Origin of the sequence: uncultured Litoreibacter sp., from assembly GCF_947487515.1 — a bacterium.
Taxonomy (GTDB): domain Bacteria; phylum Pseudomonadota; class Alphaproteobacteria; order Rhodobacterales; family Rhodobacteraceae; genus Litoreibacter.
Genome location: NZ_CANKWO010000001.1, coordinates 1,087,584 through 1,110,843, shown reverse-complemented (window position 1 = coordinate 1,110,843; position 23,260 = coordinate 1,087,584). Strand labels below are relative to the sequence as shown.

At 53.9% G+C, this 23,260-nt stretch carries 26 protein-coding genes and 1 pseudogene; 17 read left to right on the top strand and 10 right to left on the bottom strand.

What is annotated here, in order from left to right; all coding sequences use genetic code 11:
* Positions 1-200: 200 nt before the first annotated feature.
* Together Q0746_RS05520 and Q0746_RS05515 are read left to right on the top strand one after the other, a co-directional pair.
* Positions 201-1,103, top strand: coding sequence for an AraC family transcriptional regulator (locus tag Q0746_RS05520; RefSeq protein ID WP_298257988.1), 903 nt, complete (start codon positions 201-203; stop codon positions 1,101-1,103).
* Between the two features lie 155 nt (positions 1,104-1,258).
* Positions 1,259-1,582, top strand: a complete 324-nt coding sequence (locus tag Q0746_RS05515) for a hypothetical protein (RefSeq protein WP_298257986.1) — start codon at positions 1,259-1,261, stop codon at positions 1,580-1,582.
* A 146-nt stretch (positions 1,583-1,728) separates the two neighbouring features.
* On the opposite strand, the gene Q0746_RS05510 is transcribed toward Q0746_RS05515, so the two are convergent.
* Together Q0746_RS05510 and Q0746_RS05505 are read right to left on the bottom strand one after the other, a co-directional pair.
* The gene (locus Q0746_RS05510) at positions 1,729-2,202 is read right to left on the bottom strand and encodes a DUF6194 family protein (protein WP_298257984.1); all 474 of its coding nucleotides are present in this window, start codon (positions 2,200-2,202) and stop codon (positions 1,729-1,731) included.
* 155 nt (positions 2,203-2,357) lie between these two features.
* On the bottom strand, positions 2,358-3,092 hold the full coding sequence (locus Q0746_RS05505) for a hypothetical protein (RefSeq protein ID WP_298257982.1): 735 nt from the start codon (positions 3,090-3,092) through the stop codon (positions 2,358-2,360).
* A 121-nt stretch (positions 3,093-3,213) separates the two neighbouring features.
* Here Q0746_RS05505 and Q0746_RS05500 point away from each other — a divergent pair, with 121 nt between their 5' ends.
* A complete protein-coding gene (locus Q0746_RS05500) occupies positions 3,214-3,783 on the top strand; it encodes a TetR/AcrR family transcriptional regulator (RefSeq protein WP_298257980.1) in 570 nt (189 codons plus the stop codon).
* A gap of 272 nt (positions 3,784-4,055) precedes the next feature.
* Here Q0746_RS05500 and Q0746_RS05495 read toward each other — a convergent pair whose 3' ends face one another.
* The gene (locus Q0746_RS05495; RefSeq protein ID WP_298257978.1) at positions 4,056-4,637 is read right to left on the bottom strand and encodes a dihydrofolate reductase family protein; all 582 of its coding nucleotides are present in this window, start codon (positions 4,635-4,637) and stop codon (positions 4,056-4,058) included.
* 35 nt (positions 4,638-4,672) lie between these two features.
* The gene (locus Q0746_RS05490; RefSeq protein WP_298257976.1) at positions 4,673-5,188 is read right to left on the bottom strand and encodes a helix-turn-helix domain-containing protein; all 516 of its coding nucleotides are present in this window, start codon (positions 5,186-5,188) and stop codon (positions 4,673-4,675) included.
* Between the two features lie 19 nt (positions 5,189-5,207).
* Between Q0746_RS05490 and Q0746_RS05485 the strand changes: the two genes are divergently transcribed.
* The 8 genes from Q0746_RS05485 (at position 5,208) to Q0746_RS05450 (ending at position 10,095) form a co-directional block, all read left to right on the top strand.
* Entirely contained in the window at positions 5,208-5,558 is a 351-nt protein-coding gene (locus tag Q0746_RS05485; RefSeq protein WP_298257975.1) for a VOC family protein, read from the top strand.
* A 10-nt stretch (positions 5,559-5,568) separates the two neighbouring features.
* A complete protein-coding gene (locus Q0746_RS05480; RefSeq protein ID WP_298257974.1) occupies positions 5,569-5,967 on the top strand; it encodes a hypothetical protein in 399 nt (132 codons plus the stop codon).
* Positions 5,964-6,416, top strand: coding sequence for an SRPBCC family protein (locus Q0746_RS05475; RefSeq protein ID WP_298257973.1), 453 nt, complete (start codon positions 5,964-5,966; stop codon positions 6,414-6,416). Before Q0746_RS05480 ends, Q0746_RS05475 begins: the two co-directional genes overlap by 4 nt.
* A gap of 546 nt (positions 6,417-6,962) precedes the next feature.
* Positions 6,963-7,691: an ABC transporter ATP-binding protein gene (locus Q0746_RS05470; protein WP_298257971.1), complete on the top strand. Its 729-nt coding sequence runs from the start codon at positions 6,963-6,965 to the stop codon at positions 7,689-7,691.
* A complete protein-coding gene (locus tag Q0746_RS05465) occupies positions 7,666-8,268 on the top strand; it encodes an energy-coupling factor transporter transmembrane component T (protein ID WP_298257969.1) in 603 nt (200 codons plus the stop codon). The genes Q0746_RS05470 and Q0746_RS05465 overlap by 26 nt, the downstream gene beginning before the upstream one ends.
* A 14-nt stretch (positions 8,269-8,282) precedes the next feature.
* Complete coding sequence (locus tag Q0746_RS05460; RefSeq protein ID WP_298257967.1) at positions 8,283-8,840, top strand: biotin transporter BioY; 558 nt, start codon at positions 8,283-8,285, stop codon at positions 8,838-8,840.
* Entirely contained in the window at positions 8,830-9,507 is a 678-nt protein-coding gene (locus Q0746_RS05455; protein WP_298257965.1) for a nitroreductase, read from the top strand. The genes Q0746_RS05460 and Q0746_RS05455 overlap by 11 nt, the downstream gene beginning before the upstream one ends.
* A gap of 72 nt (positions 9,508-9,579) precedes the next feature.
* Positions 9,580-10,095, top strand: coding sequence for a hypothetical protein (locus tag Q0746_RS05450; RefSeq protein WP_298257963.1), 516 nt, complete (start codon positions 9,580-9,582; stop codon positions 10,093-10,095).
* Positions 10,096-10,099: 4 nt separating this feature from the next.
* On the opposite strand, the gene Q0746_RS05445 is transcribed toward Q0746_RS05450, so the two are convergent.
* The 3 genes from Q0746_RS05445 to Q0746_RS05435 all read right to left on the bottom strand — a co-directional run bounded on the left by Q0746_RS05445 (position 10,100) and on the right by Q0746_RS05435 (position 13,540).
* On the bottom strand, positions 10,100-11,209 hold the full coding sequence (locus Q0746_RS05445; protein ID WP_298257961.1) for a thiolase family protein: 1,110 nt from the start codon (positions 11,207-11,209) through the stop codon (positions 10,100-10,102).
* Positions 11,206-12,369 carry an AMP-binding protein gene (locus Q0746_RS05440; RefSeq protein ID WP_298257959.1) on the bottom strand — a complete coding sequence of 388 codons (1,164 nt, stop codon included), beginning with the start codon at positions 12,367-12,369 and terminating at the stop codon, positions 11,206-11,208. Before Q0746_RS05440 ends, Q0746_RS05445 begins: the two co-directional genes overlap by 4 nt.
* Positions 12,370-12,583: 214 nt before the next feature.
* Entirely contained in the window at positions 12,584-13,540 is a 957-nt protein-coding gene (locus Q0746_RS05435; RefSeq protein WP_298257957.1) for a helix-turn-helix domain-containing protein, read from the bottom strand.
* Between the two features lie 93 nt (positions 13,541-13,633).
* Between Q0746_RS05435 and Q0746_RS05430 the strand changes: the two are divergent.
* A pseudogene (locus Q0746_RS05430) lies at positions 13,634-14,677 on the top strand (carbon-nitrogen hydrolase family protein).
* A 106-nt stretch (positions 14,678-14,783) separates the two neighbouring features.
* Here Q0746_RS05430 and Q0746_RS05425 read toward each other — a convergent pair.
* From Q0746_RS05425 to Q0746_RS05415, 3 genes are all read right to left on the bottom strand, one after another.
* Positions 14,784-15,482: a DUF1499 domain-containing protein gene (locus Q0746_RS05425; protein ID WP_298257955.1), complete on the bottom strand. Its 699-nt coding sequence runs from the start codon at positions 15,480-15,482 to the stop codon at positions 14,784-14,786.
* Positions 15,483-15,821: 339 nt separating this feature from the next.
* Positions 15,822-16,463 (bottom strand): NAD(P)H-binding protein, encoded by a 642-nt coding sequence (locus Q0746_RS05420; RefSeq protein WP_298257953.1) that lies wholly within the window; start codon positions 16,461-16,463, stop codon positions 15,822-15,824.
* Positions 16,460-17,368 (bottom strand): EamA family transporter, encoded by a 909-nt coding sequence (locus Q0746_RS05415; protein ID WP_298257951.1) that lies wholly within the window; start codon positions 17,366-17,368, stop codon positions 16,460-16,462. The genes Q0746_RS05420 and Q0746_RS05415 overlap by 4 nt, the downstream gene beginning before the upstream one ends.
* Before the next feature lie 79 nt (positions 17,369-17,447).
* Here Q0746_RS05415 and Q0746_RS05410 point away from each other — a divergent pair, with 79 nt between their 5' ends.
* The 5 genes from Q0746_RS05410 to Q0746_RS05390 all read left to right on the top strand — a co-directional run bounded on the left by Q0746_RS05410 (position 17,448) and on the right by Q0746_RS05390 (position 23,258).
* Complete coding sequence (locus tag Q0746_RS05410) at positions 17,448-17,942, top strand: MarR family transcriptional regulator (protein WP_298257949.1); 495 nt, start codon at positions 17,448-17,450, stop codon at positions 17,940-17,942.
* 195 nt (positions 17,943-18,137) lie between these two features.
* A complete protein-coding gene (locus Q0746_RS05405) occupies positions 18,138-19,043 on the top strand; it encodes a LysR family transcriptional regulator (RefSeq protein ID WP_298257947.1) in 906 nt (301 codons plus the stop codon).
* Between the two features lie 132 nt (positions 19,044-19,175).
* Positions 19,176-20,678 (top strand): Na+/H+ antiporter NhaC, encoded by a 1,503-nt coding sequence (gene nhaC / locus Q0746_RS05400; protein ID WP_298257946.1) that lies wholly within the window; start codon positions 19,176-19,178, stop codon positions 20,676-20,678.
* Positions 20,679-20,733: 55 nt separating this feature from the next.
* Complete coding sequence (locus Q0746_RS05395) at positions 20,734-21,168, top strand: universal stress protein (RefSeq protein ID WP_298257944.1); 435 nt, start codon at positions 20,734-20,736, stop codon at positions 21,166-21,168.
* Positions 21,169-21,179: 11 nt separating this feature from the next.
* Complete coding sequence (locus Q0746_RS05390; protein WP_298257942.1) at positions 21,180-23,258, top strand: hydantoinase/oxoprolinase family protein; 2,079 nt, start codon at positions 21,180-21,182, stop codon at positions 23,256-23,258.
* Positions 23,259-23,260 lie beyond the last annotated feature (2 nt).

Genomic DNA, 23,260 nt, shown 5'->3' with positions numbered 1-23,260 from the left:
GTCGCCTGTCGCCTTCGAAAACAGTCAGCGCAATATCAGCCAACAGGGTGTCTAGGTGACTTGGCGCTATTCAGTTCTGCAACCATATCGCTACCGATTGGTAGGCTCATTCTTTTGACCTCTTGCTTTGGGCCATGGTGAATGTGAACTTATTGGCATTGAGCTTGGCGCTCTGATGCTTGTGGCGAGAGGTACCGATTTTGGCGCAGATACCCAGCCTTTCATTCAAACCCAAACATGACCCCGTTCAAGCTTCGCTTGAGCTAATCGAAGCTGATCTGTCCAAAACCCTAACGATTAACTGGGTGGCGTCTCAAGTCGGGGTTTCCCCATTTCATTTCCAACGGAAGTTTACACAAGATATTGGTGAGACTGTCGCGGGTTATATTCGTAGCCGCCGCTTGGAGGCAGCAGCAAAATTGCTTTTGGCACCTGAGCGCACATCTCTCATCGAGATCGCACTAGATTGCGGGTTTCAGACGCACAGCGCATTTACCCGTGCATTTAGTCGCCACTTTGGCATAACGCCCAAACAATTCGCCGCCGGTAGTGGCAAAATTCTACAGCAATCTGTTGGGAGTAGCCGCCCGTTCCTGAAGCCGGTTCCAACCGCCGAACTTGCGTTATCCGTTGATACACTGCACATGCCAAAACTGTGGCTTTTGTCCCGTCACCAGGCCGGCACCAAAAACGGGAGCTTCTTCGCTGACAGTGCCTCAATTGCCCATGATCTCAAGCAGCTAATTGCAGAACGACCCGCCAACTTATTGTCACTGTGTGGTGCATTCAAAACTGGGCCTCGAGAGTTTTCTGATCCTACAGCTATCGGCAACTTCGGAGGGCTTTTTGACCGGAAACCAACTTCGGCATGGGGAAATCTGCACGACAGCATCGATGCTGGTGAATGGGCGGCTATTTCACATACGGGTCGGTATGACAGGCTTCACATGACGTGGAACAAGGCGCTTCAGTCTTGGCTGCCACGTTCGGGATATCAGCTGCGCAATGACTGGATGTTCGAATTTTACTATGCCTCTCCAAGTGACCCGGAACGCAATTCTTTGACAGCGCAAATTTTGCTACCAATCGAAAAAACCGCATGAATGGAACAACATGGGGCTGATGGTTTGGTTAGAACAAGGGGTAAAGGCTGAAGGAATACCCCGTGCCGCAGCTGTTAGCCTCTACAGGCGCGATCTGAATCATCGCCGAAGTATCTGTTGCCGATCAAAACCCATCGACAAAGGAGTAATGAGTAATGACCACCCAGTTTGAAAAAGACATGCAATCCCCCAACAGGGAGCTGTTTTTGAAAGTGCGCGAACTGTTGCTGAAGGTGGATGGGATCGAAGAAACTCAAAAGCCTCGCATCACGACCTTCTCAAATGCAAAAGGTGGGATATGCCATCTTAGAACCATGCCGCATGGGGTTGATGTTGGATTTCTGAAAGGGGCGAAAATGACTGATGCGGTGGGGCGGCTAACCGGAACTGGCAAGGCCATCCGTGTTCTGGAGTTGAGCTGCTTTGAGGAAGATGTTTGTGCCTACTATTTGCGCCAAGCCATTGAGTTGAATCGCTAGCTGTCGCGTCAGGGGTGGAGACCTAAGCGCCTAGCGCGCGAAACTTTTGGAAGCTCGCAGCGGCTGCCCCAAAATGCCGTCTCTGGGTGAGCCCGAATTGCCCGCCCGCAGCGAAAGACCGGATGAGAGCAGGGTGGCAATACGCGCTATTTTTTCCTAGCGATACGTCGCGCAAACTTACCGGCGGCCAGTTTCACTGCGTCATCGATCAACGGTTTGATGCGATCAAAGGTTTCGGGGCTCGGGTTCAAGATGCCAAGCCAACTCATCCAGCCGTAAACGGGGTGCGGCATGATCTGGTCTAGCTGAGTGAAATCATGCCCCGTTTCTACAATGCAACCGGCTGCCGGCCGTTTGGGAATCCCACCGAAGAGCTCTTGAAAGGCGGGCTTCGAGATTCCCAAGTTGAGCCGATAGACGTCAGCCCGATCGGTGCGAGAGGCCTTGTCATTGGGGCCATCACTTTCCTTGAAGGTGAGAAGGTACACACCTTTGGGGAGCGCGCGATCAGGGTTATAAAACACCCCGCGCTCACCCCAGTTGCGATCCTCTCTTACAGAGTCTCCATAAGTGTCGATCATATAGGTAATTATGTCTTCAATTGGCATGTGCCCGCTCATGGTGCTTTCCTTTTGATTGGTGCAGCCACAGCTGTCCCTACATGAATTCGATCAACAAAAACCCTGGGCTGATTATACCAGCGCAGGGCCGCCATGTGACCTTCACTTGCCGATCACGCAAGACGCAGTGTCTTGCTGTATACCGTATTGGAAATTTACCACACGCGCTTTTGATTCATACCAAAGGTCTTCAGGCTCTTTGGATCAATCTTGCTCACAAACCCCATAGCTGCCGACTGCATGTCGGCCATATCCGCCATAACGACTGCCTTCGCGGCTTCGGCGGCCTCATGGGAGTGCCAGTGAACCAAATCCAGCCACCAACCGTCTGTCGTCCGGAACAGTTCGCGGTCAACAAATCCCGATTGCGCGGCCAATTGTTCCTGAATTGCCTCGGCAGAGGCTAGGAATTCAACGTCGGTTGTTGGCGTAAGAAACTCAATCTCCGATCCCGGTGCGACCAGACGAAATACTTGAAGCTCTGTATAGCCGTCCCCCTGTGGAACATCGCCACCCTGCCAGTGTCGCACCCGATCGGCGTGGAACCAAGCCATTGTAGAGGGGTCAATCAACTCCATAATCGGAGCACCATCGGGGTCTGTCAGGATCTCTGCCGCAGCTTTTTCGAAATCACCAACCGACCGCCAGTGGATAGAATCGATCCAGTAGTCGCCGCCTTCTTGCGATAGCAACTCTCGGTAAATGCGCCCGTCGAACCGCGGCAGGAATTTGTCTTGGACGTGCTGGGCACCCTCGATGAAACGGGTTTCTTGCGTGCCGGGAAGTAATTTGAACCAAGCAATCTCGAGAATAGTTGTGTCTTCCGCAAAGACGGTTTGACTAGACAAGGTGAATGCCAGCGCGGCTGCAGTGAGCAATTTGTGACGCATCATTTTCTCCATAACTGAACGATAGGTGTGAAATAATCTGCTGCGTGAAGCTGGTCAACTTATTTCGGAACGAAGCGTGATAAATCTTGCGCTAAGCCATTCAACGCGTGATATTCGGCTCATGGGAAGACGTAAAAGCTATGACCGTGACGAAGTGCTTGTGAAGGCGATGGAGCTTTTCTGGGCCAAAGGGTTTGAGGGTACGCACCTCTCGGAACTGGTAGAGGTGACGGGAGTAAACCGATTTGGCCTGTACGGAGAGTTCGGCGGCAAGGAAGGCCTGTTCCAGCAGGCACTGGATTTGTACCTGCAAGGCACATTATCCGCATATCGTGAAACACTTGATGCCAAGCCGCATGGTCTGGGAAACATTCAAGAGTATTTCCGACGGTTGAGCTATGGAGACGCCTATCATGGGTGCCTGATGATCAACACGCTCACTGAGCAAGATAACGTCACGAGCGATGCCTTCAGTGCTGCGCGAGAGGTTTACTGCGAGGCACGCAACCTGTTTTTGAAAAACCTCCAAGAGGCGCAGGCAGCGGGTGAACTCGCGCCGGACCGCGATGTAGATGCGCTCGCTAACCTGTTGTCGACCGTAGATAGTGGCCTTTCAATTCACGGAATCGTCTCTCCCAGCGATTCTGAAAAAGACGCGATTGCCGCGCAAGTTCTCCGCTTGCTTGACTGAGAAGATAAGGAAGCACAGGGAGACATGACGCTAGGAGGCCGAGGCCGTTTTTGGCGCCATGTGTATTGCTGACTATGATACATGGATATATCTGAAGCCTCGAGAGGACTAACTCACGTGGCCTTTGGAAAGGGGAATATATCTCCCTTTATTTTTCCACGTCTATGCCAAGCGGTGGCTGAACAATCGGACTGCGATTGAAGCCAGCCATTGGTATTCTCGGGTTCCGTGTGAGTTCGGTAAGGATTGCCGGATTAAGGTTTCGGTGACGATCAGGCGGTTTGGCGCCGGTAGATACTCATCACGACACCAGATTTTCCGGTCGTCAAAGAGGTAAGCTTGAGTTTTGCAGCTGCGGTTCCGTCTCCAAACAATCGTTGCCCGTGCCCCAACACAACAGGGAATGTCAGGAGGCGCAGCTCATCCACCAAATCGTTGGCCAATAGTGTTTGGATAAGCGCGTTACTGCCATGAACCTGCAGTCTTGGCCCATCCTCGGCCTTGATCTGCTTGAGTTTTTCGAGGACATCTCCGTCAATGATTTCGGAGTTTTCCCATGCGCCTTCTGTCAAAGAAGATGAAACCACATATTTTCTGGATGTGTTGAACAGATCGCCAAGTGATGTTTTGTCGTTCGGCCAACTCGCTGAAAACATGTCGTAGGTCTTCCGCCCAAATAGGAAGGAAACGGGCGGGTCCATAAGGCCGTCATTGACGAGCTGCATCGCGTCTTCGAGATCACCAGAGGCCCAGCCGCTTTGCGTAAATCCGCCCGATGTGTCTTCATCTGGCTGAACAGGCCCCTGCGCCACACCGTCTAAGCTCACGAATGACACTATAGTAATCTCTCTCATTTTTCCCTCCACGGGCCAGTAATAGGTGTTGGCATCTAAACTGTTGTGTTGAAAATTTCCGTATCGACGCGGTCGATTTCTGCTTCGTACCAAGCAAGCGTCTCTGCGGGATCGCTTTTGTAGGCCGCCGCAAATGACGCAGGCGCTTCGGTTGTTTCGTCATAGACGGTCGACCACACCATCATGCTGATCAGTGTCGGTAGCAGGTCGCGCGCCTTACGGGTTGGAAAATAGCAGACCCGGCTGGCTTTGCGCGGGTCAATCTTGCGGTTCAATATCCCAGCGTCTTCAAGTTTTGCCAGCCTGTTGGCTAGGATATTGGTTGAAATACCCTCTGGGGAATTCAGGAAATCACTGTAGGTTCGTCTGCCAAGCAGCAGTACGTCCCGCATGATCAGAAAACACCATTTGTCTCCAAAGATGCCTGCCGCATACCGAGCTGGGCAACCGCTCCATTCAGTGATCTTGGTTTTAGTCATGTGGAAGATATAGGCATCTAAATTTCTCCTTGCAATATGCAAGTGTAATTGATAGCTCGGTTTAACTTGCAAAAAACAAGAGGATTATGTGATGCCGTCTCCATTCGTTTGGTTTGATAACATTGGCGCTGAACGCTCAGCGACAACCGCTTTTCTGCAAAATGCATTCGGCTGGTCGTCAAACGACATCGGTCCGATGACTTTTTTGACGGCGGAAGGGGAGGAAAAACCCTTCGCCGCGACGGCCGACGCCACGCCACAAATTACTGGCTGGGTTCCCTACCTTGAAGTTGATGACCTGCCCGCGGCAGTAGAAAACGCACGCAAACACGGCGCAGAGATCATTGCAGAAAATTTGAAGGGTCCAGCGGGGGATGCCAGCTTTATCCGCGATCCAGGTGGCGCACCTATGGCGTTGTGGAAGCGTGCACCTGGCATGTGAGGAGGCGTCGATGAGTAAAATTATACTGTCTGCAGCAAGCTATATCGTCATCGTTTTCCCACTGGCGCTGGGTTGGCACATTGGACTTTTCAAAGCGCGCTATGAGACGTTTGGCTACTTCGCGGGCGATCCGAATGTCCCGCTTGGCTTCGCCACAATTGTCATCCAAGGCATTGCATTGGCGTTGATCTACCCGTTTTTTCATACAGGCAGCGCCGGATTCGTGCGGGCCTTTCAGTTCGTCGGGTTGATCGGGCTGTTCTTTTGGACCTCTCATGTCTTGGCGCTTGTGGCCAAGCAGAACGTTCCCAATGCGGGCGGATTTATTGGGCTGGAAACCGGATATTTGATCATTCAGTTCGGGCTGTTCGCCCTAGCGCTGGGCCTGATCTACAAGGGGGGCGAATGATAAAGCCGGATATCATGGTATCCCAAACGGTGAATGCCCCGCTTGAAACCCTTTGGGAGAGTTGGGCAGACTTCGGCGGAATATACCAGTTCCATGAAGATGTTGTCAGGACAACCATCCTTACCCAGACGACGCCACGCGGCGTAGGCGCTGTGCGGCGGTGCGAACTTGTGGATGGCAAAAACATGATCGAAGAGCGCGTCGTTGAATGGGAGCCGATGCAGAAGATCAGTGTCGAATTTGACAAAACCAGTCTTCCTATCGAACGGGCGAGGGCCGAATTTCGTTTCAAATCCTGTACCGAGACGCAGAGTCAGGTTGAGATGCGATTTGCCTTCACCCCGCGCGGCCTGATGTTGCGCCTCATGAAGCCGGTGATGAAGCGAAAGATGCGAACGGGCTTTGCCCAGCTGCTCTTTAGCAACAAGCTTTATGTGGAAGGGCATTGATATGAAAACGCTCAATGACCGCGCTGGCGTTCGCAATTCCAACACGCCCTTTGGTCTGGCTCCGGCGTCTAGCGACCTTTAAGGCATACCGCCGATCTGATCATGCATTGCGCAATTTTCGCACCTCTGTTGGCGTGGATGACGCTAAATCATGCTGTTTGGAAGGGCTGGTCGCGACTGTGACAATTGGCCTTTGCCGCTGCTTCCAACCCGCGCGAACTTATTTTCAGTAAGATGATGTAACCGGGCGCCGAATTGGTGACTCGTGGCTGATTTTATGGGCGTTGGAAGCCTCTTGTGCTGGGTCAAAAGTGGGGCTTGGATAGGGGAGGACGACCTGTAGGACCTTAAAATCATATGGTTCGCGGTGGGTTCTGACCCGTAAGGCTGTCCTGCAAATTACTTGCACTTCTTGTTGTCTCGGTGCATCCCACACCGCAGATGGACGTACAGACGACGCTTATGTTCAAAGCCGGTCCAACTGCGGGACGTTGCTGTGACTTGCGACGGACGCGTTCACATTGGGCAGGAACTAGGAAGAAAACGGTGGCCAAGGTTAGTCAGATCGACATTCGGGACCTAAGTTACACGATCGAGGATAAACAAATCCTAGATGGAATGAGCTTGAGTCTTGCCGAGCAACGGGTAGGGGTTGTCGGTCGAAATGGCTCTGGGAAATCGACCTTTGCCCGTCTCGTCGCAGGCCTTGTCGCGCCAACCAAAGGGACGATCCGCGTGAACGACCTTAATCTGGCAAAAGATCGACGTGCGGCTATGGGGGAAGTGGGCATTTTGTTCCAAAACCCAGAGCACCAGATCATCTTTCCGACCGTAGGCGAAGAAATCGCATTTGGGCTGCAGCAGCAAGGGGCATCGAAGTCGGCTGCAACAGAAGCAATGCTGGATATTTTGGACCAGTTTTCCCTGTCGCATTGGAAAGAGGCTTATATTGCTACTCTTTCTCAGGGCCAAAAACATCTAGTGACCCTAATGTCTGTAGTTGCTATGAAGCCTGCGCTTTTGGTGCTGGATGAGCCATTTGCAGGACTGGATATCCCGACAAAGGCGCAGATGAAGCGCTATCTAAATCTTTATGAGGGCAGCCTGCTTCATATTACGCATGATCCGGGCGATCTAGAAGCCTATGATAGTATCATCTGGATTGATCAGGGGCGTATTCAGAACGTCGGATCGAAAGAAGAGGTTTTTCCGGTCTATCTGGAAGCCATGAACCGTCTGGGGGAACACGATGATCTCGCTGACCTCTCCGGTTAGAACCCGCGCCCATGACTGGCCCGCGCCGTTCAAGCTGTTTGCATTGGCGGTGGCGACCTTTGTGTTGTTCTTGGTCAATGATCTATGGCTGATGGGGGCGGCATTGGCCGTGACCCTTGGTCTTTATGCGCTGCCAGGTGCAGTGTTTTTCAAGGCTGGAATCAGACGGCTGAAGGTTCTTTGGCCGTTTCTGGTCATTTTGGGTGTTTGGCACCTTGTGACCGCAACTTATGAAGAAGGAGCGCAGATCATTTTGCGCCTTCTGGCGGCGGTGGGTTTGGCGAACCTCGTTACCATGACGACCGCGCTAAACGAAATGATCGAGGTGATCCGCTGGCTCGCTACACCGTTGCGCCGGTTTGGGTTGCACACTCGCGCCTTGGAGCTGGCAATTGCTTTGGTGATCCGAATTCTTCCTACTCTTGTGGATAACGGCACGCGCCTGAGCGATGCATGGCGCGCGCGATCTCGGCGACGACCTGGCTGGCGGGTTGTTGTTCCTTTCACTTTATTGGCGCTTGATGACGCCGACCACCTCGCGGAGGCCTTGCGGGCCCGCGGGGGCTTTCTCGAATGATAAGGAGTCCTTAAATGGAACGAAATGTTGTACTCATAGCGCTGTTCGCGGCGTTGATCGCGGCCTTGGGCCTTGTCCCGAAACTTACATTGGGCAGCGGCATTCCGATCACGGCGCAAAGCATGGGGATCATGCTATGTGGGACTGTGCTGGGTGCGAAACGCGGTGCCCTTGCGGTTTTGTTGTTTGTCGTACTCGTCGCCGCGGGTCTGCCGCTTCTGGCCGGTGGCCGTGGCGGGCTTGGCGTATTCACAACGCCTTGGGCTGGGTTCTACTTCGGCTTCCCGATCGCGGCATTTGTCGCCGGATATGTGATGGAAAAATGGACGTCGGGCAATGTCAGCGTGATTGCGGGCGTTGCAGCGGTAATTGGCGGTATTGGCGCGCTCTACTTGGTTGCCGTGCCTTACTATATGGTAATGAAGCCTGCGGGTCTGGGGGAAGCTATTCTGACAGCAATGGTGCCATTCATGCCTGGTGATTTAATCAAAGCTGTTCTGGCGGGCCTGATTACCGGTGCTCTTTACAAGGCGCGGCCTTCGAGCGTTTTGTCGCGGACCAATGCAGCCTGAGTTTGAAACTCTGCTCAAGGACCGCCGGTCTATCCGAGCCTTTACATCGGCTGGGGTAGACCGAACGGCGGTCGAGCGCATTTGTGCTGCCGCACGACGGGCTCCCAGCGGGGCAAACCTTCAACCCGGAAAATTTCATGTTTTGACTGGGCAGCCCTTGGCTGCTCTGACCGCGACGTTGGCGCGGGCCTCGGCCGAGAACCGGCCCGTTGATAACGAATATTCCTATTTTCCCGACCCAATGCCTGCAGAGCTGAAAGATCGCCAGCGCAAGGCAGGCTATGCGCTTTATAATGCGCTTGGGATTGCCAGACGCGATGTCGCCGCGCGTCGGGCGCAGTTCGACAGAAACTATGCGTTTTTCGGGGCTCCTGTTGGCGTGGTCGTGACCATAGAGCGCACGGCGGGCAAAGGCTGTTTCATGGATTTAGGCATGTCCATTATGACTTTCCTCTTGGCCGCCCAAAGCATGAAACTCGGCGCAACGGGTATCGGCGCCTTGGCCAACTATGGAACATTGGTGCATCAAACCCTTGATCTGCCAGCGGATGAATTGGTGGTCTGTGGCATAGCACTGGGTCACCCAGACCTTCGCGCGCCTGTGAACACCTTCAGAACCGAGCGTGCCGAGCTGGACGAGTTTACCAGCTTCCGCGGCTTTACCTAAGGAAGCATGATGGCTGTCGACCGCCTTTCAACGGATCTGCCTCTGACGAGTAGGCAAGAATGCGAAATGGCAATGCCGCATATTCTTGATGCCCCAAAGGATGATGCCGCTATCCATAGCTTGTGTTTTCGCACTGGATATTCCGAGCGCAGTTTTCCCGAGCGCATTCAAGTATCGGTGGAGCGCGGCATTGAAGGCGAACGCTGGCTACATGATCCATGGCTCAAGCGGGCTGATGGTCAACCGGACCCACGCATTCAGGTGTCCATTTTGTCCCTCAGAGTGATGAACCTGTGTTGGCGTGATCGGGTCAATACGGTGCATCCCGGTGACACGATGATTGCTGACCTTGATATGACAGAGGCCAACATGCCAGTCGGTACAAAACTGCAAATTGGCAGCGCGGTGATTGAGGTGTCTGACAAGTTCAATACCGCCTGCGCGAAATGGAAGGCGCGGTACGGCATTGACAGTTTGGCGTGGATCAACCATCGCCCCAACCGGCCTTTGCGACTACGGGGTGTTTTGTGCCGCGTCGTTGTCGACGGCGAAATACGCGCAACGGACCGTATCCACAAATTGCCCTGACGATTTACCTGCTGAGCAAAAGCGCAGTGCCAAGCCCACCCGCAGCAGCGATGGCAGCCAATCCAGTGCCCCCCTTCGCCGCCGTCAGGTCATGAAACAGCCGGACCGCAAGGATCGCACCTGATGCGCCAATAGGGTGCCCTCTTGCTAGCGCACCGCCTTTTTGGTTGACGATTTCTCTCGGCACTCCGGTTCCCGATTGGCACGCAATGGCCTGAACGGCAAAGGCTTCCATGATCTCGGCGCAGCTTAAACCGGTTGCGGATAGCCTCGCATCCGCGAGCGTTGCCTCAACCGCAGGATTGGCCGCAAGTCCAGGTTGAACTGGGTCCGCGCCCATAGTTTTCCCTGCGATAACAGCTACACTCGGGCAGGTTAGTTTTCGAAGGATACGGTCGGAAACCATCAATACGAAGGCCGCCCCGTCGGCGGCAACGGCCATGTTGGCGGCAGTTATTGTGCCGCAGACTTGTTTTGCCAACGCGCAGTGTCGATCGGTTAAAGGGCGGGCGAATGCGTCGTCACTCAGTCCAGCCATTGGTACGATTTCTCTTCGCAAAGAGGCCTGAGCCTTCAATGTTTTCGCGTGGCTTTTCTGCGCCCAAGAATCCTGCTCTGCGCGATCAATTTTCAGCTTTTGTGCCAATTGATCTGCGGCCTCGGCCATGTCTGGGTCGCGGTCGGCCCATGGGGTGAAGGGCGCTTGTTCATAGGCCTGCGGGGGGGTGCCATCTGCAAAAGTATGCATGCGGATAGGCCGGCGCGAATAACTTTCGGAGCCCCCTGCAATCACTACGTCCTTCATCCCTGAACGGATCAGCGCGTCGGCCAAGACTACCGCATCCAGCCCTCCGGCGCATTGCCTATCAATGCTAAGGCCAGCCACATGCTGCGGCAATCCGGCGGCAAGCGCCGTTATACGCGCTTGGTTTCCGTTCGCTCCGAGCGCATTCGCGAGGACTAGCTCTTCAACCTGATCCTTGCGGATCCCTGTTTCCTTCATCAGCTTGGCAATAACCGAAGCGGCAAGATCGAAAGGCTGGTAGGCGGACAACGCTCCGTTTCGCGGGGCAACGGGACTTCTGTACGCCCCTATGATGTGGCTGCGCGTCATCCTTGTTCCTTCCACCAGAGGGCTTCGAGATGTTGCAAATCCGGCTTGCCAGCAGGAAGCATCGGCATTTGCGCAACCTCCCAGATTTTTCGTGGCACTGCGGCTTCCCCTAGTTCGGCACGGCAAAGCTTCCGCAAGTCTATAGCTTTGGTATTGCCCATGACAGCGGCGACGATGATATGCCCGCGCAAAGGATCGCTGGGCGTGATCACCGCTGCGGCCACAATTTCGGGCTGCCCCAAAAGCACCGCCTCAATGGCTTCTGGAAAGACATTTTGATCCGCAACGGTCACCATTCTGGATTTGCGCCCTTTTAGGTACAAGTAACCGGCGGCGTCTAACTGTCCCATTTCCCCGATAGATAGAAAACCGTCCTGCCATTTGGTTAGGGCACTACTTCCCCTTTCATACCCTTCGAACAGATAGGGGCTTTTGACCCAAATTTCGCCTGTCTCGCCCACTGCGAGCCCCTCGCCAATGCGCAAAGTAACGTGGGGATATGCCTTCCCAACAGACCCCTTTGGGGTTCGGTGGTCTGACACGGTCACAAAACTCGTCTCGGAGGCGCCAAAGAACTCCACCACCTGTGCATTTGGGAAACGGTCTCTCAAAACATCGTGCAGCTGGAAGTCCAGCTTCCCACCGCCCACAAGGATGTGAGAAACATCCGGAAACAAGTCAGCGTCCGTGCGTGTGATAAGCGAAAGTTGGCTCGGCGTCGCATAGATGATACTGGCCCTGTATTGACGCAAAGCCGTAGCTTGCTGCCGAGGGGGCATGTCCCCCAGAAGGGCCAGACCGCTTCCGATATGCATCGCTTCCAGTGCGCCATATAGGGTGAGGGAATGCCCCAAATGGCCGAGCACAGCATAGGTATCCCGGGGTTCTATGCCAAACCGCTGCCTGTTGACGTTGAAGCTTGCGCACCAAGTGTTCGGGTGCCGCCGGATCAATTTGGCCTGACCCGTCGATCCTGAGCTCTCGCAATAAATCGTCTGCGACGCCTCCGGCAGGCTTTGCAGGGGCGTGTCCGACAGCGGGCTTGCCTGCAACGATTGCTGACTGGTAACGGCGTCCCATAGGATTGATGCCCCTGCAGCCTTGGGCGTCACTAGACGGGCTGAACCGGTGACTTGAAAGCTGTCCTCATGTCGTTTCACATGTCGTTCCTGAGCAAAGGTTCAGTTTCACATCTTTTAGCTGACGGATCATGACATTTCCAACGAATTGCACTTTGGCCAATTTGGAAGAAGGCCTTCGCAACTTCGGCAGCAGTCGGACTGCCAATTGTGCCTTTGACGTCCAAACGCAGGTTGCAAGAATGGCCCCAAAATTGTGACCGCAACAGTGGTCACAGATGAGGCTTCGCAGAAACTAGTGTTGTTTTTCAGCGCGATAGTCCCGAGGGCTTTGCCCGAAATATGCACGAAATGTAGTGGAGAAATTCTGCATGTTTGAAAACCCGAAGCGGAAGGCGATCTGACTTATTGATTGCTGCGCGAAACGTGCGTCGGTGAGGTCTGCGGCTACGGCCTCTAGTCGCTTGCGCCGAATGTATGTGCTGATCGACGCGCCGCCTTTGGAGAAAATCTCATTCAACCGCCGCACGGACATGCCGACCTTTGCTGCTACTTGATGCCGGTCGAGGGCCTGATCCCCCAGATTTTCGCGGATGAAAGATTTTGCCCTAAGCATCACATGTTGGTCGGGCGAAGATAGCTCAAGCTTGTTTGCTCCGTGGGTCGCGAGCCCAGTTGCAATCAGATCAATGAGCGTTTCTTGCAACAAGGTTTGGACGGTCGGATCGGGGGTGTTCACGTATTTGGAAAACGCCAGAATATTCTCGCGCACAAGCTTCCCGATGCCCGTTTGCCCGTCTATGCGGCGTGCGGTTAGCATTTCAGCATTGGGCAGGCGTTCGATTAATTTTTCAGTGGGTAGCTGAACAACAGTTTGGCTGAAGTCGTCAGAAAGACGTAGCGAATACGGCTCGCTGCTGCTGTAAAGCGCCATGTCACCGGTGCGTAAATGTGCAGTTTTTCCAAACTGCGTGAGCGCTGATGATTCTGTGTTTTGTAAGCTCAACAGAAAGTAAGCGTCTGTTGCGGAACGTATATCGCATTTGCGACGATCTACTCTATGCGCCAACCCCGCTACTCTTGAAATAGAGAGAACCGAGTGACGTTCGATTTCGATTAAGCCATGGAAACTGTGATGATTTTCAACTTCACACCCCAGTCGAACGTAGCTGTCGCAAACCGCATCTCGCCAATAGGCAGAGCGCTGGCTGACATGGACGTCGTTCGTATTATATCGCGTCTCTATGTCCATTCACGTCCTTCCATCAATCTGTGAAGGGTTGGGCAGGCTGCGAGAAAAAGCAAGTTTTTCCGCCCAAAGCCAAAAGCAAGTTCCGATCAGCTGATGCAACGTCAAAAGAGCAATCGGAGGATCACAATGTCTACGCAATTTAAACTTGCCGCTGTTCAGGCGGCTCCGTGTTTTCTTGATGTGAAGGCGGGGGTCGACAAGGCGATCGGCCTTATCGAGGAAGCTGCAAAAAATGGCGCGCATCTGGTCGCCTTTAGCGAAACTTGGCTGCCCGGGTATCCCAATCACATCTGGCTTGGGCCGGTTGCATGGCAGATGCAGTTCGTGGGCCGGTACTTTGACAACTCTATTGAGGCGGGCGGTGCGGAAGAGGCCCGTCTGGCGCAAGCGGCTCGCGATAACAACGTTCAGGTCTCGATGGGCTGCTCAGAACGCGACGGCGGCTCGCTATATATCGCGTAGTGGCATTTTGACGAGACCGGTGAGGTCATCAGCCGCCGCCGCAAGCTGAAACCAACGCATGTAGAGCGTACGGTTTATGGTGAAGGCGATGGCTCGGACCTGATCGTGGTAGACACATCAATAGGCAGAGTTGGGCAATTGTCCTGCTGGGAACATTTGCAGCCTCTGTCGAAATACGCGATGTATGCGCAGAATGAGCAGATCCATGTGGCTGCTTGGCCGAACCTCGCCCTTTATGAAGGGACGGCTTATGCGCTTGGCCATCAGGTGAACAATGCGGCCTCTCAAGTTTACGCGGTCGAGGGGTCTTGCTTCGTCGTAGCTCCATGCGCACTTGTGACCAGAGAAATCCAAGACATGCTGTGCGCAGGCGACCCTGAAAAAGAAGCACTGTGCCTTGTCGGTGGTGGCTACTCCGCCATCTTTGCCCCCGACGGCTCTGAGATCGGGGAGAGAATTCCGCATGACCAAGAAGGGATCATTTATGCCGATATCGATCTTCACATGATCGGATATGCCAAGGCAGCAGCGGACCCCGCAGGTCACTATTCACGCCCTGACACCACGCGCCTGCTGATCAACAGAAAGAAGCAACAGCCCGTCGTGAATTTTGACGATGCCGCTGGCTGGGCTGAGGTCACCGAAATGACGGAAGCGCCGGACGCCGCGGAATAGCTAAAACCGGTGCGTCATGTTCGACCGGCCACTTGCTGGGGCGAAGTGTTTAGTTCTTCATGCTTGCGGGCCTTTGGACCCAGAGGCGCCCAAAATGCGCTGGAGATCAGCGGCCCGCGCTGTGGTCGGAGGATTGCACTCCTCCGGCCTGTCGGAGTTGCTTCAGGAACTTCTCGATCCGTTTGGCATTTTTTCCAGCGTCCACAGCGCCTTCGCGAGATTTCGAGCGCATGTCGACCCTAGATGCCCCCTGTTGCGGCGAGACCTGAATAACCACGTCATCCACAAAGCCAAGAAACGACGTAACGGCCTCTGCTTCAATGATTTTGGCGGCGGGGTCTTGATGGGTGATCCGCCAATTGGGGCGACTTTTCACAAGATTGATTACGCGGTCGAATGCTTGATCCGCAGGTTCATCCAAAATCAACGGGCGAACATTTGGGTAGCGGTTTCGAACCTTCAGCTTGAAGCTTTCAGGATAGGTCATGTCTCGGGAGGCGTTTACGGGCGCATGAAGCGCAGCAGTAAACGCAGTTGGCGTGTCCAGATCAGTGGCGACGTCATTCAAAAGCGGGTAGCTCACGTCTTTGATGACCATGATCAGCACTATGATGAACGGCAGAAACGACAACACAGCAAGCACCCAAGGCTGCCCCATCCCCAGTATCGCAATCGTCACGGCGAGCCCACTTAACCCGCCGAGTATGCAAACGCCCCAAGACAGCAGCGCCGGGCGCAAGCCTGCCTTTCCCAATATCAAGCCGAGCCCAATGATGAGGTAGGGAGCTGACGTAAGAAGGTACATGTCTTTCTTTTCCTTCGATTAAATTACTGGGCTAAGAACACCGCTGGTTTACGGATGCGTGGCGCGCCGGTGCATTGTGGTTTTGATCTCGCGAAAGTTGGGGGCCCAATGGGGTGTTGTTTCTGGTCGAGAACGCAGGCTATCCGGACGCCGCCAAGGGAGCCAAAGTTTGGTTCGTTTGTAGGATGTCGGGTTCCAGTTCATGGAAGGTATTATAGCGCTCTCAGCCGCATACCAAATCAACATTTGTGCATGGTTTACATGCAAATAGCGTATAGGCGGCCCATCTTTGCCAATGCTTTCGGTCATCGCAAAAGGGCCGCCCGCTTATTATGCTTGTCAGTACCCAACAGTAAAACCGGCGCGCGGAAACTTTGCCTTCTCTGCTTCGCCGACTATGGCCGTCGCGAAATCTTCCATGGAAATTTCAGAGCGTCCTGCGGCATCGACAATCAGATCGTTTGTGGCTGTTCTGAAGACGCCCTTTCGCGTGCCAGGGCGCAACAAGGCGGAAGGGGTCGCATAGGTCCAGTTTGCCGAAATCTCAGAGGTGCAGAGTTCCCATTGCGCCATGGATGCGCGGGCGGTTGGAACGATGTTTGGTGGTAGAAAGTCGGGGTCAGTTAAAACCGTGTGCGGGCTACCGTCGGGGAGGCGCAAACGAGCGGCTCCCCCGACAATGATCACCCGTAGCTGGGCCAAGGATGCGGCATTCAAGATGGACCGAGTTAGGGCTACCACTTCGCCCTCCCGCCCAGCAGGTGTGCGCAAAGCACTGACAGCCAAATCCTGTCCTTCCATCGCAGTAGCAAGCGCGGCTGAATCCGCTACATCCGCGATTACTGGTGTGACGCCTTTCGGCAGTTTGCCAAGCCCCGTGTCATTCCGCACGGCGGCTGCAACGTCGTGTCCACGCGCCAAGGCCTCTTTCACAACTCGCGACCCAACATCGCCAGTGGCACCAAAAACGATGATTTTCATGATAAATTTCCTTTTAATTTTGAGAAGAGATTTGAACGTTTCACCACAAGGGGAGGTTGTGCGCGCCCCGCATGTTGACCGAGCCAAATCGCCAAGAGCACGGTTCCAGCCCCCGCGACTTGGAGGGGCGTTAGGTTTTGACCCAGTAGGGTCCACCCGATCAGGACAGCGGAAAGGGGGCTTAGGAATCCCAGTGCGGAGACAGCGCTTGGCTCGATCCTAGAGATGCCTCGGAACCACAAAATGTAAGTCAGTGCCGCCCCGATCAACGAAAGATAAGCAATGCCTAAGAGGTTCTGCACCTTCAATGGGGGCAGGGATGGCTCAAGCAGCAGGGCGAAGGGAACCAGCAGCAGCCCTCCGGCGGTAAGTTGCCACGCGGTAAGCGTGAGCAATGGCACGGGGGCACGCCATTTTCGCGTCAGAACTGTACCCGCTGCCATGGACATGGCCCCACCGATCCCCGCAAGGATCCCGATTGGGTCCAGTGATATCCCCGAACCAAGCACCAAAAAACCGACCCCAGACACTCCGATCAAAGCTGCTGCTATGGCTGTGGCCGTTATGCGGGTCCCCAGAAGCATGGATGCCAGAAATACAACGATCAAGGGCTGAACAGCCCCAACGGTCGCGGCAACTCCACCGGGCAACCGGTAGGCTGCAACAAACAGAAGGGCCCAGAAGACGGTGAAGTTTAGGGCACCAAGAGCAAAAGCCTTCAACCACCAAATGCCTTGGGGCAATTGCCGTGCCAGTAAAAGCAACAGCACCCCTGCGGGCAGGGCGCGCAGCGCGGCCATGGTTACAGGGTATCCACTGGGAAGGAATTCCGTCGTTACGTAATATGTGCTGCCCCAAATCACGGGCGCGATAGCAGTGAGTGCGATGTCTAGGTGATGCTTCATAGCGATTCTCCATTTTATCTTGACGTCAAGATATGTGGATATCTCTTGACGTCAAGATAAATTCTCGCAATATCGCCTCATGGACCACGTAGATCAGATAATCGCGCAATGGAAAAAGTCTCGCCCAGACCTTGATGTGGGGCCCATGGAAGTGATTGGGCGCCTGTCACGTTTGACAGCGAAGCTTGGCGGCGAGATGGAAAAGACATGGAAAGTCAGCGACTTGAACCGTGCCAGCTTTGATGTTCTCGCCACCCTTCGCAGATCTGGCAAACCGAAAGGCTTGTCACCAGGAGAATTGCTTGACCTGACCATGGTAACATCTGGGACGATGACCAACCGCATTGATCAACTGGTAAAAGCAGGGTTGGTCGAACGGGTGCCAAATCCGGAAGACAAGCGCGGGTTTCTTGTTCGGCTGACCAAAGAAGGTTTTGCAACGATTGAGAAAGCCGTCAGCGACCATGTTGAAACGCAGCACCGGCTTTTGCAGGGGCTCTCTGCTGCGCAACGCCGCAACTTGAATGACCTACTTAGAGCTCTTGATGATGCGGTGACACAGGGGACCAAGTAGTCATTGCTCTATGCTTTACCGGTTTCGAGTTGCCGAGACAGTCCATCGCGGCCTTCATGTCACAATCCTAATCTGGCGATGCGGTCCCTGCGTGGAACCGTTGGTTTTACCCGCAGAATTCAAGATGTGGGGCAGGTGGGGAAAAAGCTGCGGTGCTTTGACATTTCATTCCATTAATTTATCAATTGGCGCAGCATGATAAAAAACCAGATCAACCTGAAACAACTTGAAGCGCTTGTGTTTGTTGCTGACACAGGAACCTTCAGAAAAGCCGCAACGGCCTTGGGGACGACCCAACCAAATATTTCTGTCCGAATTGCGTCACTCGAAGAAACGCTTGGCGTCGTTTTGATGCATCGGGATGCAGGTTCGGTTCGGATCACAGAGCGCGGTCAGGAAATATTGACTGACGCGCGACGGGTTCTACGCACAGCCGAAGAGCTGTTGGAAACTGCAGGTCGTCAGGATCTGATTGAGGAACGGTTGAGATTAGGTGTGACGGAGCTGGTCGCCTCGACTTGGCTACATCAGTTCATGCGCGAGTTCCGTGTCCTTTATCCTGCCATCCGCTTCGAGCTTACAATTGACCTGTCCAAAGAAGTCGAGAACCTTATGTCAGCAGGCGAGCTTGATCTGGCAATACTTACAGAACCGTTCCGAACCAAGTCGACAGGAAGCATACCCGTTGGGCGCTACCGTTACGGCTGGGTTACGACACCTGAAATTTCAGCGCAGCTTGGTCCGCGGCCAAATATAAACGCTGTGCATGCCAAAGGCATTCTTTCCCATGGAAAACACACGTTGGCATCGGTCAATTTGCGCGCACACTTAGAGGCCCAAGGCCTGCAAGCTTCACAGGTTATCCATTCCAGCAGTATCTCTGCTGCCCTGAACATGGCAATCGATGGAATGGGGGTGGCATTGCTTCCTCGCCAAATGTTCAAGGCCGCAACCCGAAAAGGCGACTTGCAAGAAATCGACTGCGGCTGGGAGCCTGAACCACTGAGTTTTTTCTCTCGGTACAACAAACGAAGCGCACCGCATTTTGTCGAACGCGCAGCCGAATTATCCGCCAAGGTTGCAGCAAGCTTCAAAGTATAAAATTTTCCTATCAGGGTGAAAAAAACAATGAATTTTAATTTTCCACCCATTTGCCCTTTAACGGTGTCCGAGGAATCTGCATTGTTCTGAAGACGACATGATCCTCGCTGCTACCACTAGGGAGGAAAGCAAATGTCTAACGCTTCGGAAAAATCCGGATTGGTTAAAAAGCCCACATTTCTACTGGCGATACTACCACTCATTTTGACCGTTTCGCTGGTGTCGTTGCAGGTCTTTTACTACGGCGATGTCTCGCCACATGTTCCGCTAGCGATTGGGATTGTGATCACTGCTGCCTTCGGTTGGTTCCGCGGCTACCGGTGGAAAGCGATGCAAGACGGCATGTTCAACGTGATCCACGTCGCCTTGCCTGCGATTTTCATTCTTTACACAATCGGGATGATCATCGGGACATGGATTCACGCAGGTACAGTTCCATTGATGATCTTCTATGGTCTTCAGGTGCTGGATCCGGGTTACTTTCTTTTTGCAGCCTGCATCATCTGCTCCATTGTTTCTGTCGCAACAGGGACAAGCTGGGGGACAACAGGGACCATGGGTCTTGCATTGATCGGGATCGGGGAGGGTCTCGGTGTGCCAATGCATATGACTGCGGGCGCGGTCGTCTCGGGGGCGTTCTTCGGAGATAAAATGTCGCCGCTTTCGGACACCACAAATTTCTCGCCCGCGGTTGTCGGATCGGATTTGTTTACCCACATCCGCAATATGCTTCCGGTTACCGTACCAGCGATGATCATCGCACTCGGAGCATACCTGTACTTCGGCCTTCAATTTGCCGAGGGTGAGATTGATCAAGCCAAACTTGACCTCACGGTGAAGACACTCGAAACAAAGTTTAACCTGAATATATTCCTTCTTCTTCCAGCTGTTGTTGTAACCTATCTGGCCATCACAAAGATGCCGGCACTGCCCGGGTTGTTCTCTGGCGTGATCGTTGGTGCTTTGTGCGCAATCGTCTTTCAAGGTGCGGCTGTACATGACGTGTTCAATACCGTCCTGAATGGCTACTCATCCGATACTGGTGTCAGCGAAGTTGATAGCCTTTTGTCCAAGGGCGGTATCATGTCGATGAATTGGACGGTGACGTTAATCCTAATCGCGCTGGCCTTTGGCGGGTTGCTTGAAGCGACACGATGCCTTGAAACCATCCTCGACACGATCCTCAGCTTCGCCAAGACGCAAGCGCAAATGTTGCTGTCTGCTTTGGCCTCTGTGTTTGGGATCCATGTGGTGACTGGGGACGTTTTCCTTGCCATGGCATTGCCAGGCCGGATGTTCGCACCGGCGTTTCGCGGCAAAGGTATCCACACCACGGCGTTGTCCAGAACAATGGAGGATGCAGGCACCTTGACTGCCCCGCTTATCCCGTGGAGCGCAGGCGGTGTCTTCGTCGCCGGAACTTTGGGGGTCGCGACCTTGGCCTATCTTCCATGGGCGATAGCCTGCTGGGCCTCCTTGCTGTTTGATATTGCCTATGCGGTCACAGGAAAATTCATCCCGAAAGCGACCGAAGAAGACTTGGTTGAATGGCAGGAACGCGACGAATCTGTACTGATCGACGGGGAAATGATCCCGGGACGTCAGATTGAAGCGAGCGCGCTCAAACTTAGCTAACTGCGTCAACGGCTCGGCGATAAAAGGCGCCGAGCCGTCCTTGAAAGGGCATCACATGACAAAACGTATTCTGGTCGCGATTGACCTTCACCAAGCAGCCGACCGCGCAAATCTGCTGGCGGAAGCTGTCACTTATGCGCAGGTCACATCATCCAAACTGATCTTGTTGAATGTTGTGGACATCGATTTTGACAGCTCCATGGTGGACCGCTTCAAGGATGTGAAAAATCAATATGCATCGGCTGCGAAGAACAAACTTGCCGATGTCGCCAAACGGCACGTCCCTGACGATTTAATAGAAGACATCAAGGTAACAACTGGGCGATCCTACTCCAAAGTGATCGATGCTGCGCGCGAACTTGAGGTCGATATGATTATGATGGCCGCCCACAAAGAAGGTATGAAAGACTATCTCTTGGGCATGACGGCTGCACGTGTTGTGCGGCATGCCCCTTGTACTGTTCTCGTCGTACGCACAAACCAAAATTAAGGAAACTCACTATGAAAACCTTCTCGACCCGCTTGGGTGTCGATATTGGCGGAACTTTTACTGACGTTGTTTTGGAACGCGGGGGTGAAAGTTTTTCAACCAAGGTTTTGACGACCTATATAGCTCCGGAAAATGCGATCATTGACGGGATGCAACAGGTCTGTGCAAAGGCCGGCATCAAGCCAGCCGAAATCGAGCAGATTATTCACGGAACAACCCTCGCAACCAACGCATTGATTGAACGTCGCGGCGCAAAAACCGCATTGATCACAACTGAAGGTTTTCGCGACGTCATCGAAATGCGGACCGAAAGCCGGTTTGAGCAATATGATCTGAACCTCAACCTGCCTGATCCGCTTTTGCCTCGACATATGCGATACACCGTTCCGGGCCGTGTGGATGCAAATGGCGATATTCTAGTTGAACTGAACCGCGCCGATGTCGAAGCGGTTGTCGATAAGGTGGCCAAAGGGAACTACGAATCCGTTGCGGTGGGCCTCATTCATTCTTACTTGAACCCTGCTCATGAGCAGCTTGTACGGGAAGTCCTCGCGGAAAAGCTTCCCGATGTGTCGGTGTCGATCTCGTCTGAGGTCAGCCCGCAGATGCGGGAATACGAACGCTTCAATACCGTGGTTGCAAACGCGTATATCAAGCCGCTGATGGCGTCTTACCTAGGCCGCCTTGAAGACCGCCTGAAGGATGAAGGCGTTGCCTGCCGCATCTTCTTAATGCATTCGGGCGGGGGCATCATTTCCATTCAAAACGCCGCTGACTTCCCTGTACGTTTGGTCGAATCCGGCCCAGCTGGTGGCGCTGTATTCGCCGCACATATCGCCGCGCGATATGGTTTGGACAAAGTGCTGTCCTTTGACATGGGTGGCACCACCGCGAAAATTTGCCTGATTAAGAACCAAACACCAAAGACCAGCCGCGTGTTCGAAGTGGCACGGACCTACCGCTTCAAGAAGGGCTCTGGAATGCCCATCTCTATTCCGGTCATTGATATGGTTGAAATTGGGGCTGGAGGCGGCAGTCTTGCTCATGTTGATGCGATGCATCAGATCCGAGTTGGGCCCGAAAGTGCGGGGTCCGAACCCGGGCCTGCGTGCTACGGGCGCGGGGGCGAACGCCCGGGGGTGACAGATGCAGATTTGGTCCTTGGGAAGCTTGACCCAGAAAATTTTGCAGGAGGCTCAATCAAACTTCACCCTGACGCATCCAAAAACGCATTGACCAAAGTCGTAGGTAGCCCCTTGGACATGGACGCGGTCGAAGCTGCCTTTGGGGTGGCCGAAGTGGTTGACGAAAACATGGCCAACGCAGCGCGCGTTCATGCCGTTGAGAACGGCGAAGACCTTTCCGAATACACCATGATCGCCTTTGGCGGCGCTGCACCGCTGCATGCTGGTCGTCTTTGTGAGAAACTGGGGGTTGAACGTTTGTTGGTTCCGCCCGGGGCAGGGGTGGGTTCTGCTATTGGTTTTCTACGTGCACCGTTCTCATTTGAGGCCAACCGCTCTGTTTACATGACGCTTAGCGATTTTGACGGGGACCGGATCAAGTCACTGCTGACTGACCTAAAGTCTGAAGCCACAGGTTTTGTGCGCACCTGCGATGAGGTTAGCCCGATCCTGTCTGAGTTCAAAGTCTACATGCGCTACACAGGTCAGGGCTGGGAAATCCCGATTGAGCTGACTGAAGAGCAAGCGATGAATCCCGACGTTGATACCTTCGAGGCGCGGTTCATCGAAGACTACACCAAGCTTTTTGGCCGTCCGGTGGAGGGCATGGACATTGAAATTACTGTTTGGTCGGTCAATGCCACAACACCGCCCGAAAAAGTCGAACGTATGGATGAAACCAGTGGCGCCGACACGGCAAAGGCCACGGGTCAGCGACCGTTGTTCGACGCGGCTTCGGCCAAATACTTGGATGCGCAAATCGTCAACCGCTTCGATATGGCCACGGGTCAACGCGCCGCGGGCCCCGTCGCAGTGATCGAAGATGAAACCACCATCATTGTACCGGCAAGCCGTGATGCAATCCGTCAACCTGATGGCTGTATCGACGTGGTCGTGAAAGGATAACC

Coding starts and splice junctions, on each gene's coding strand:
- Q0746_RS05410 (WP_298257949.1), top strand. CDS start 17,448: ATGGACCACGTAGATCAGATAATCGCGCAATGGAAAAAGTCTCGCCCA.
- Q0746_RS05390 (WP_298257942.1), top strand. CDS start 21,180: ATGAAAACCTTCTCGACCCGCTTGGGTGTCGATATTGGCGGAACTTTT.
- Q0746_RS05480 (WP_298257974.1), top strand. CDS start 5,569: ATGAGTAAAATTATACTGTCTGCAGCAAGCTATATCGTCATCGTTTTC.
- Q0746_RS05460 (WP_298257967.1), top strand. CDS start 8,283: ATGGAACGAAATGTTGTACTCATAGCGCTGTTCGCGGCGTTGATCGCG.
- Q0746_RS05475 (WP_298257973.1), top strand. CDS start 5,964: ATGATAAAGCCGGATATCATGGTATCCCAAACGGTGAATGCCCCGCTT.
- Q0746_RS05445 (WP_298257961.1), bottom strand. CDS start 11,209: ATGACGCGCAGCCACATCATAGGGGCGTACAGAAGTCCCGTTGCCCCG.
- Q0746_RS05505 (WP_298257982.1), bottom strand. CDS start 3,092: ATGCGTCACAAATTGCTCACTGCAGCCGCGCTGGCATTCACCTTGTCT.
- Q0746_RS05420 (WP_298257953.1), bottom strand. CDS start 16,463: ATGAAAATCATCGTTTTTGGTGCCACTGGCGATGTTGGGTCGCGAGTT.
- Q0746_RS05495 (WP_298257978.1), bottom strand. CDS start 4,637: ATGAGAGAGATTACTATAGTGTCATTCGTGAGCTTAGACGGTGTGGCG.
- Q0746_RS05450 (WP_298257963.1), top strand. CDS start 9,580: ATGCCGCATATTCTTGATGCCCCAAAGGATGATGCCGCTATCCATAGC.
- Q0746_RS05425 (WP_298257955.1), bottom strand. CDS start 15,482: ATGTACCTTCTTACGTCAGCTCCCTACCTCATCATTGGGCTCGGCTTG.
- Q0746_RS05500 (WP_298257980.1), top strand. CDS start 3,214: ATGGGAAGACGTAAAAGCTATGACCGTGACGAAGTGCTTGTGAAGGCG.
- Q0746_RS05405 (WP_298257947.1), top strand. CDS start 18,138: ATGATAAAAAACCAGATCAACCTGAAACAACTTGAAGCGCTTGTGTTT.
- Q0746_RS05395 (WP_298257944.1), top strand. CDS start 20,734: ATGACAAAACGTATTCTGGTCGCGATTGACCTTCACCAAGCAGCCGAC.
- nhaC (WP_298257946.1), top strand. CDS start 19,176: ATGTCTAACGCTTCGGAAAAATCCGGATTGGTTAAAAAGCCCACATTT.
- Q0746_RS05415 (WP_298257951.1), bottom strand. CDS start 17,368: ATGAAGCATCACCTAGACATCGCACTCACTGCTATCGCGCCCGTGATT.
- Q0746_RS05455 (WP_298257965.1), top strand. CDS start 8,830: ATGCAGCCTGAGTTTGAAACTCTGCTCAAGGACCGCCGGTCTATCCGA.
- Q0746_RS05510 (WP_298257984.1), bottom strand. CDS start 2,202: ATGAGCGGGCACATGCCAATTGAAGACATAATTACCTATATGATCGAC.
- Q0746_RS05485 (WP_298257975.1), top strand. CDS start 5,208: ATGCCGTCTCCATTCGTTTGGTTTGATAACATTGGCGCTGAACGCTCA.
- Q0746_RS05465 (WP_298257969.1), top strand. CDS start 7,666: ATGATCTCGCTGACCTCTCCGGTTAGAACCCGCGCCCATGACTGGCCC.
- Q0746_RS05515 (WP_298257986.1), top strand. CDS start 1,259: ATGACCACCCAGTTTGAAAAAGACATGCAATCCCCCAACAGGGAGCTG.
- Q0746_RS05435 (WP_298257957.1), bottom strand. CDS start 13,540: ATGGACATAGAGACGCGATATAATACGAACGACGTCCATGTCAGCCAG.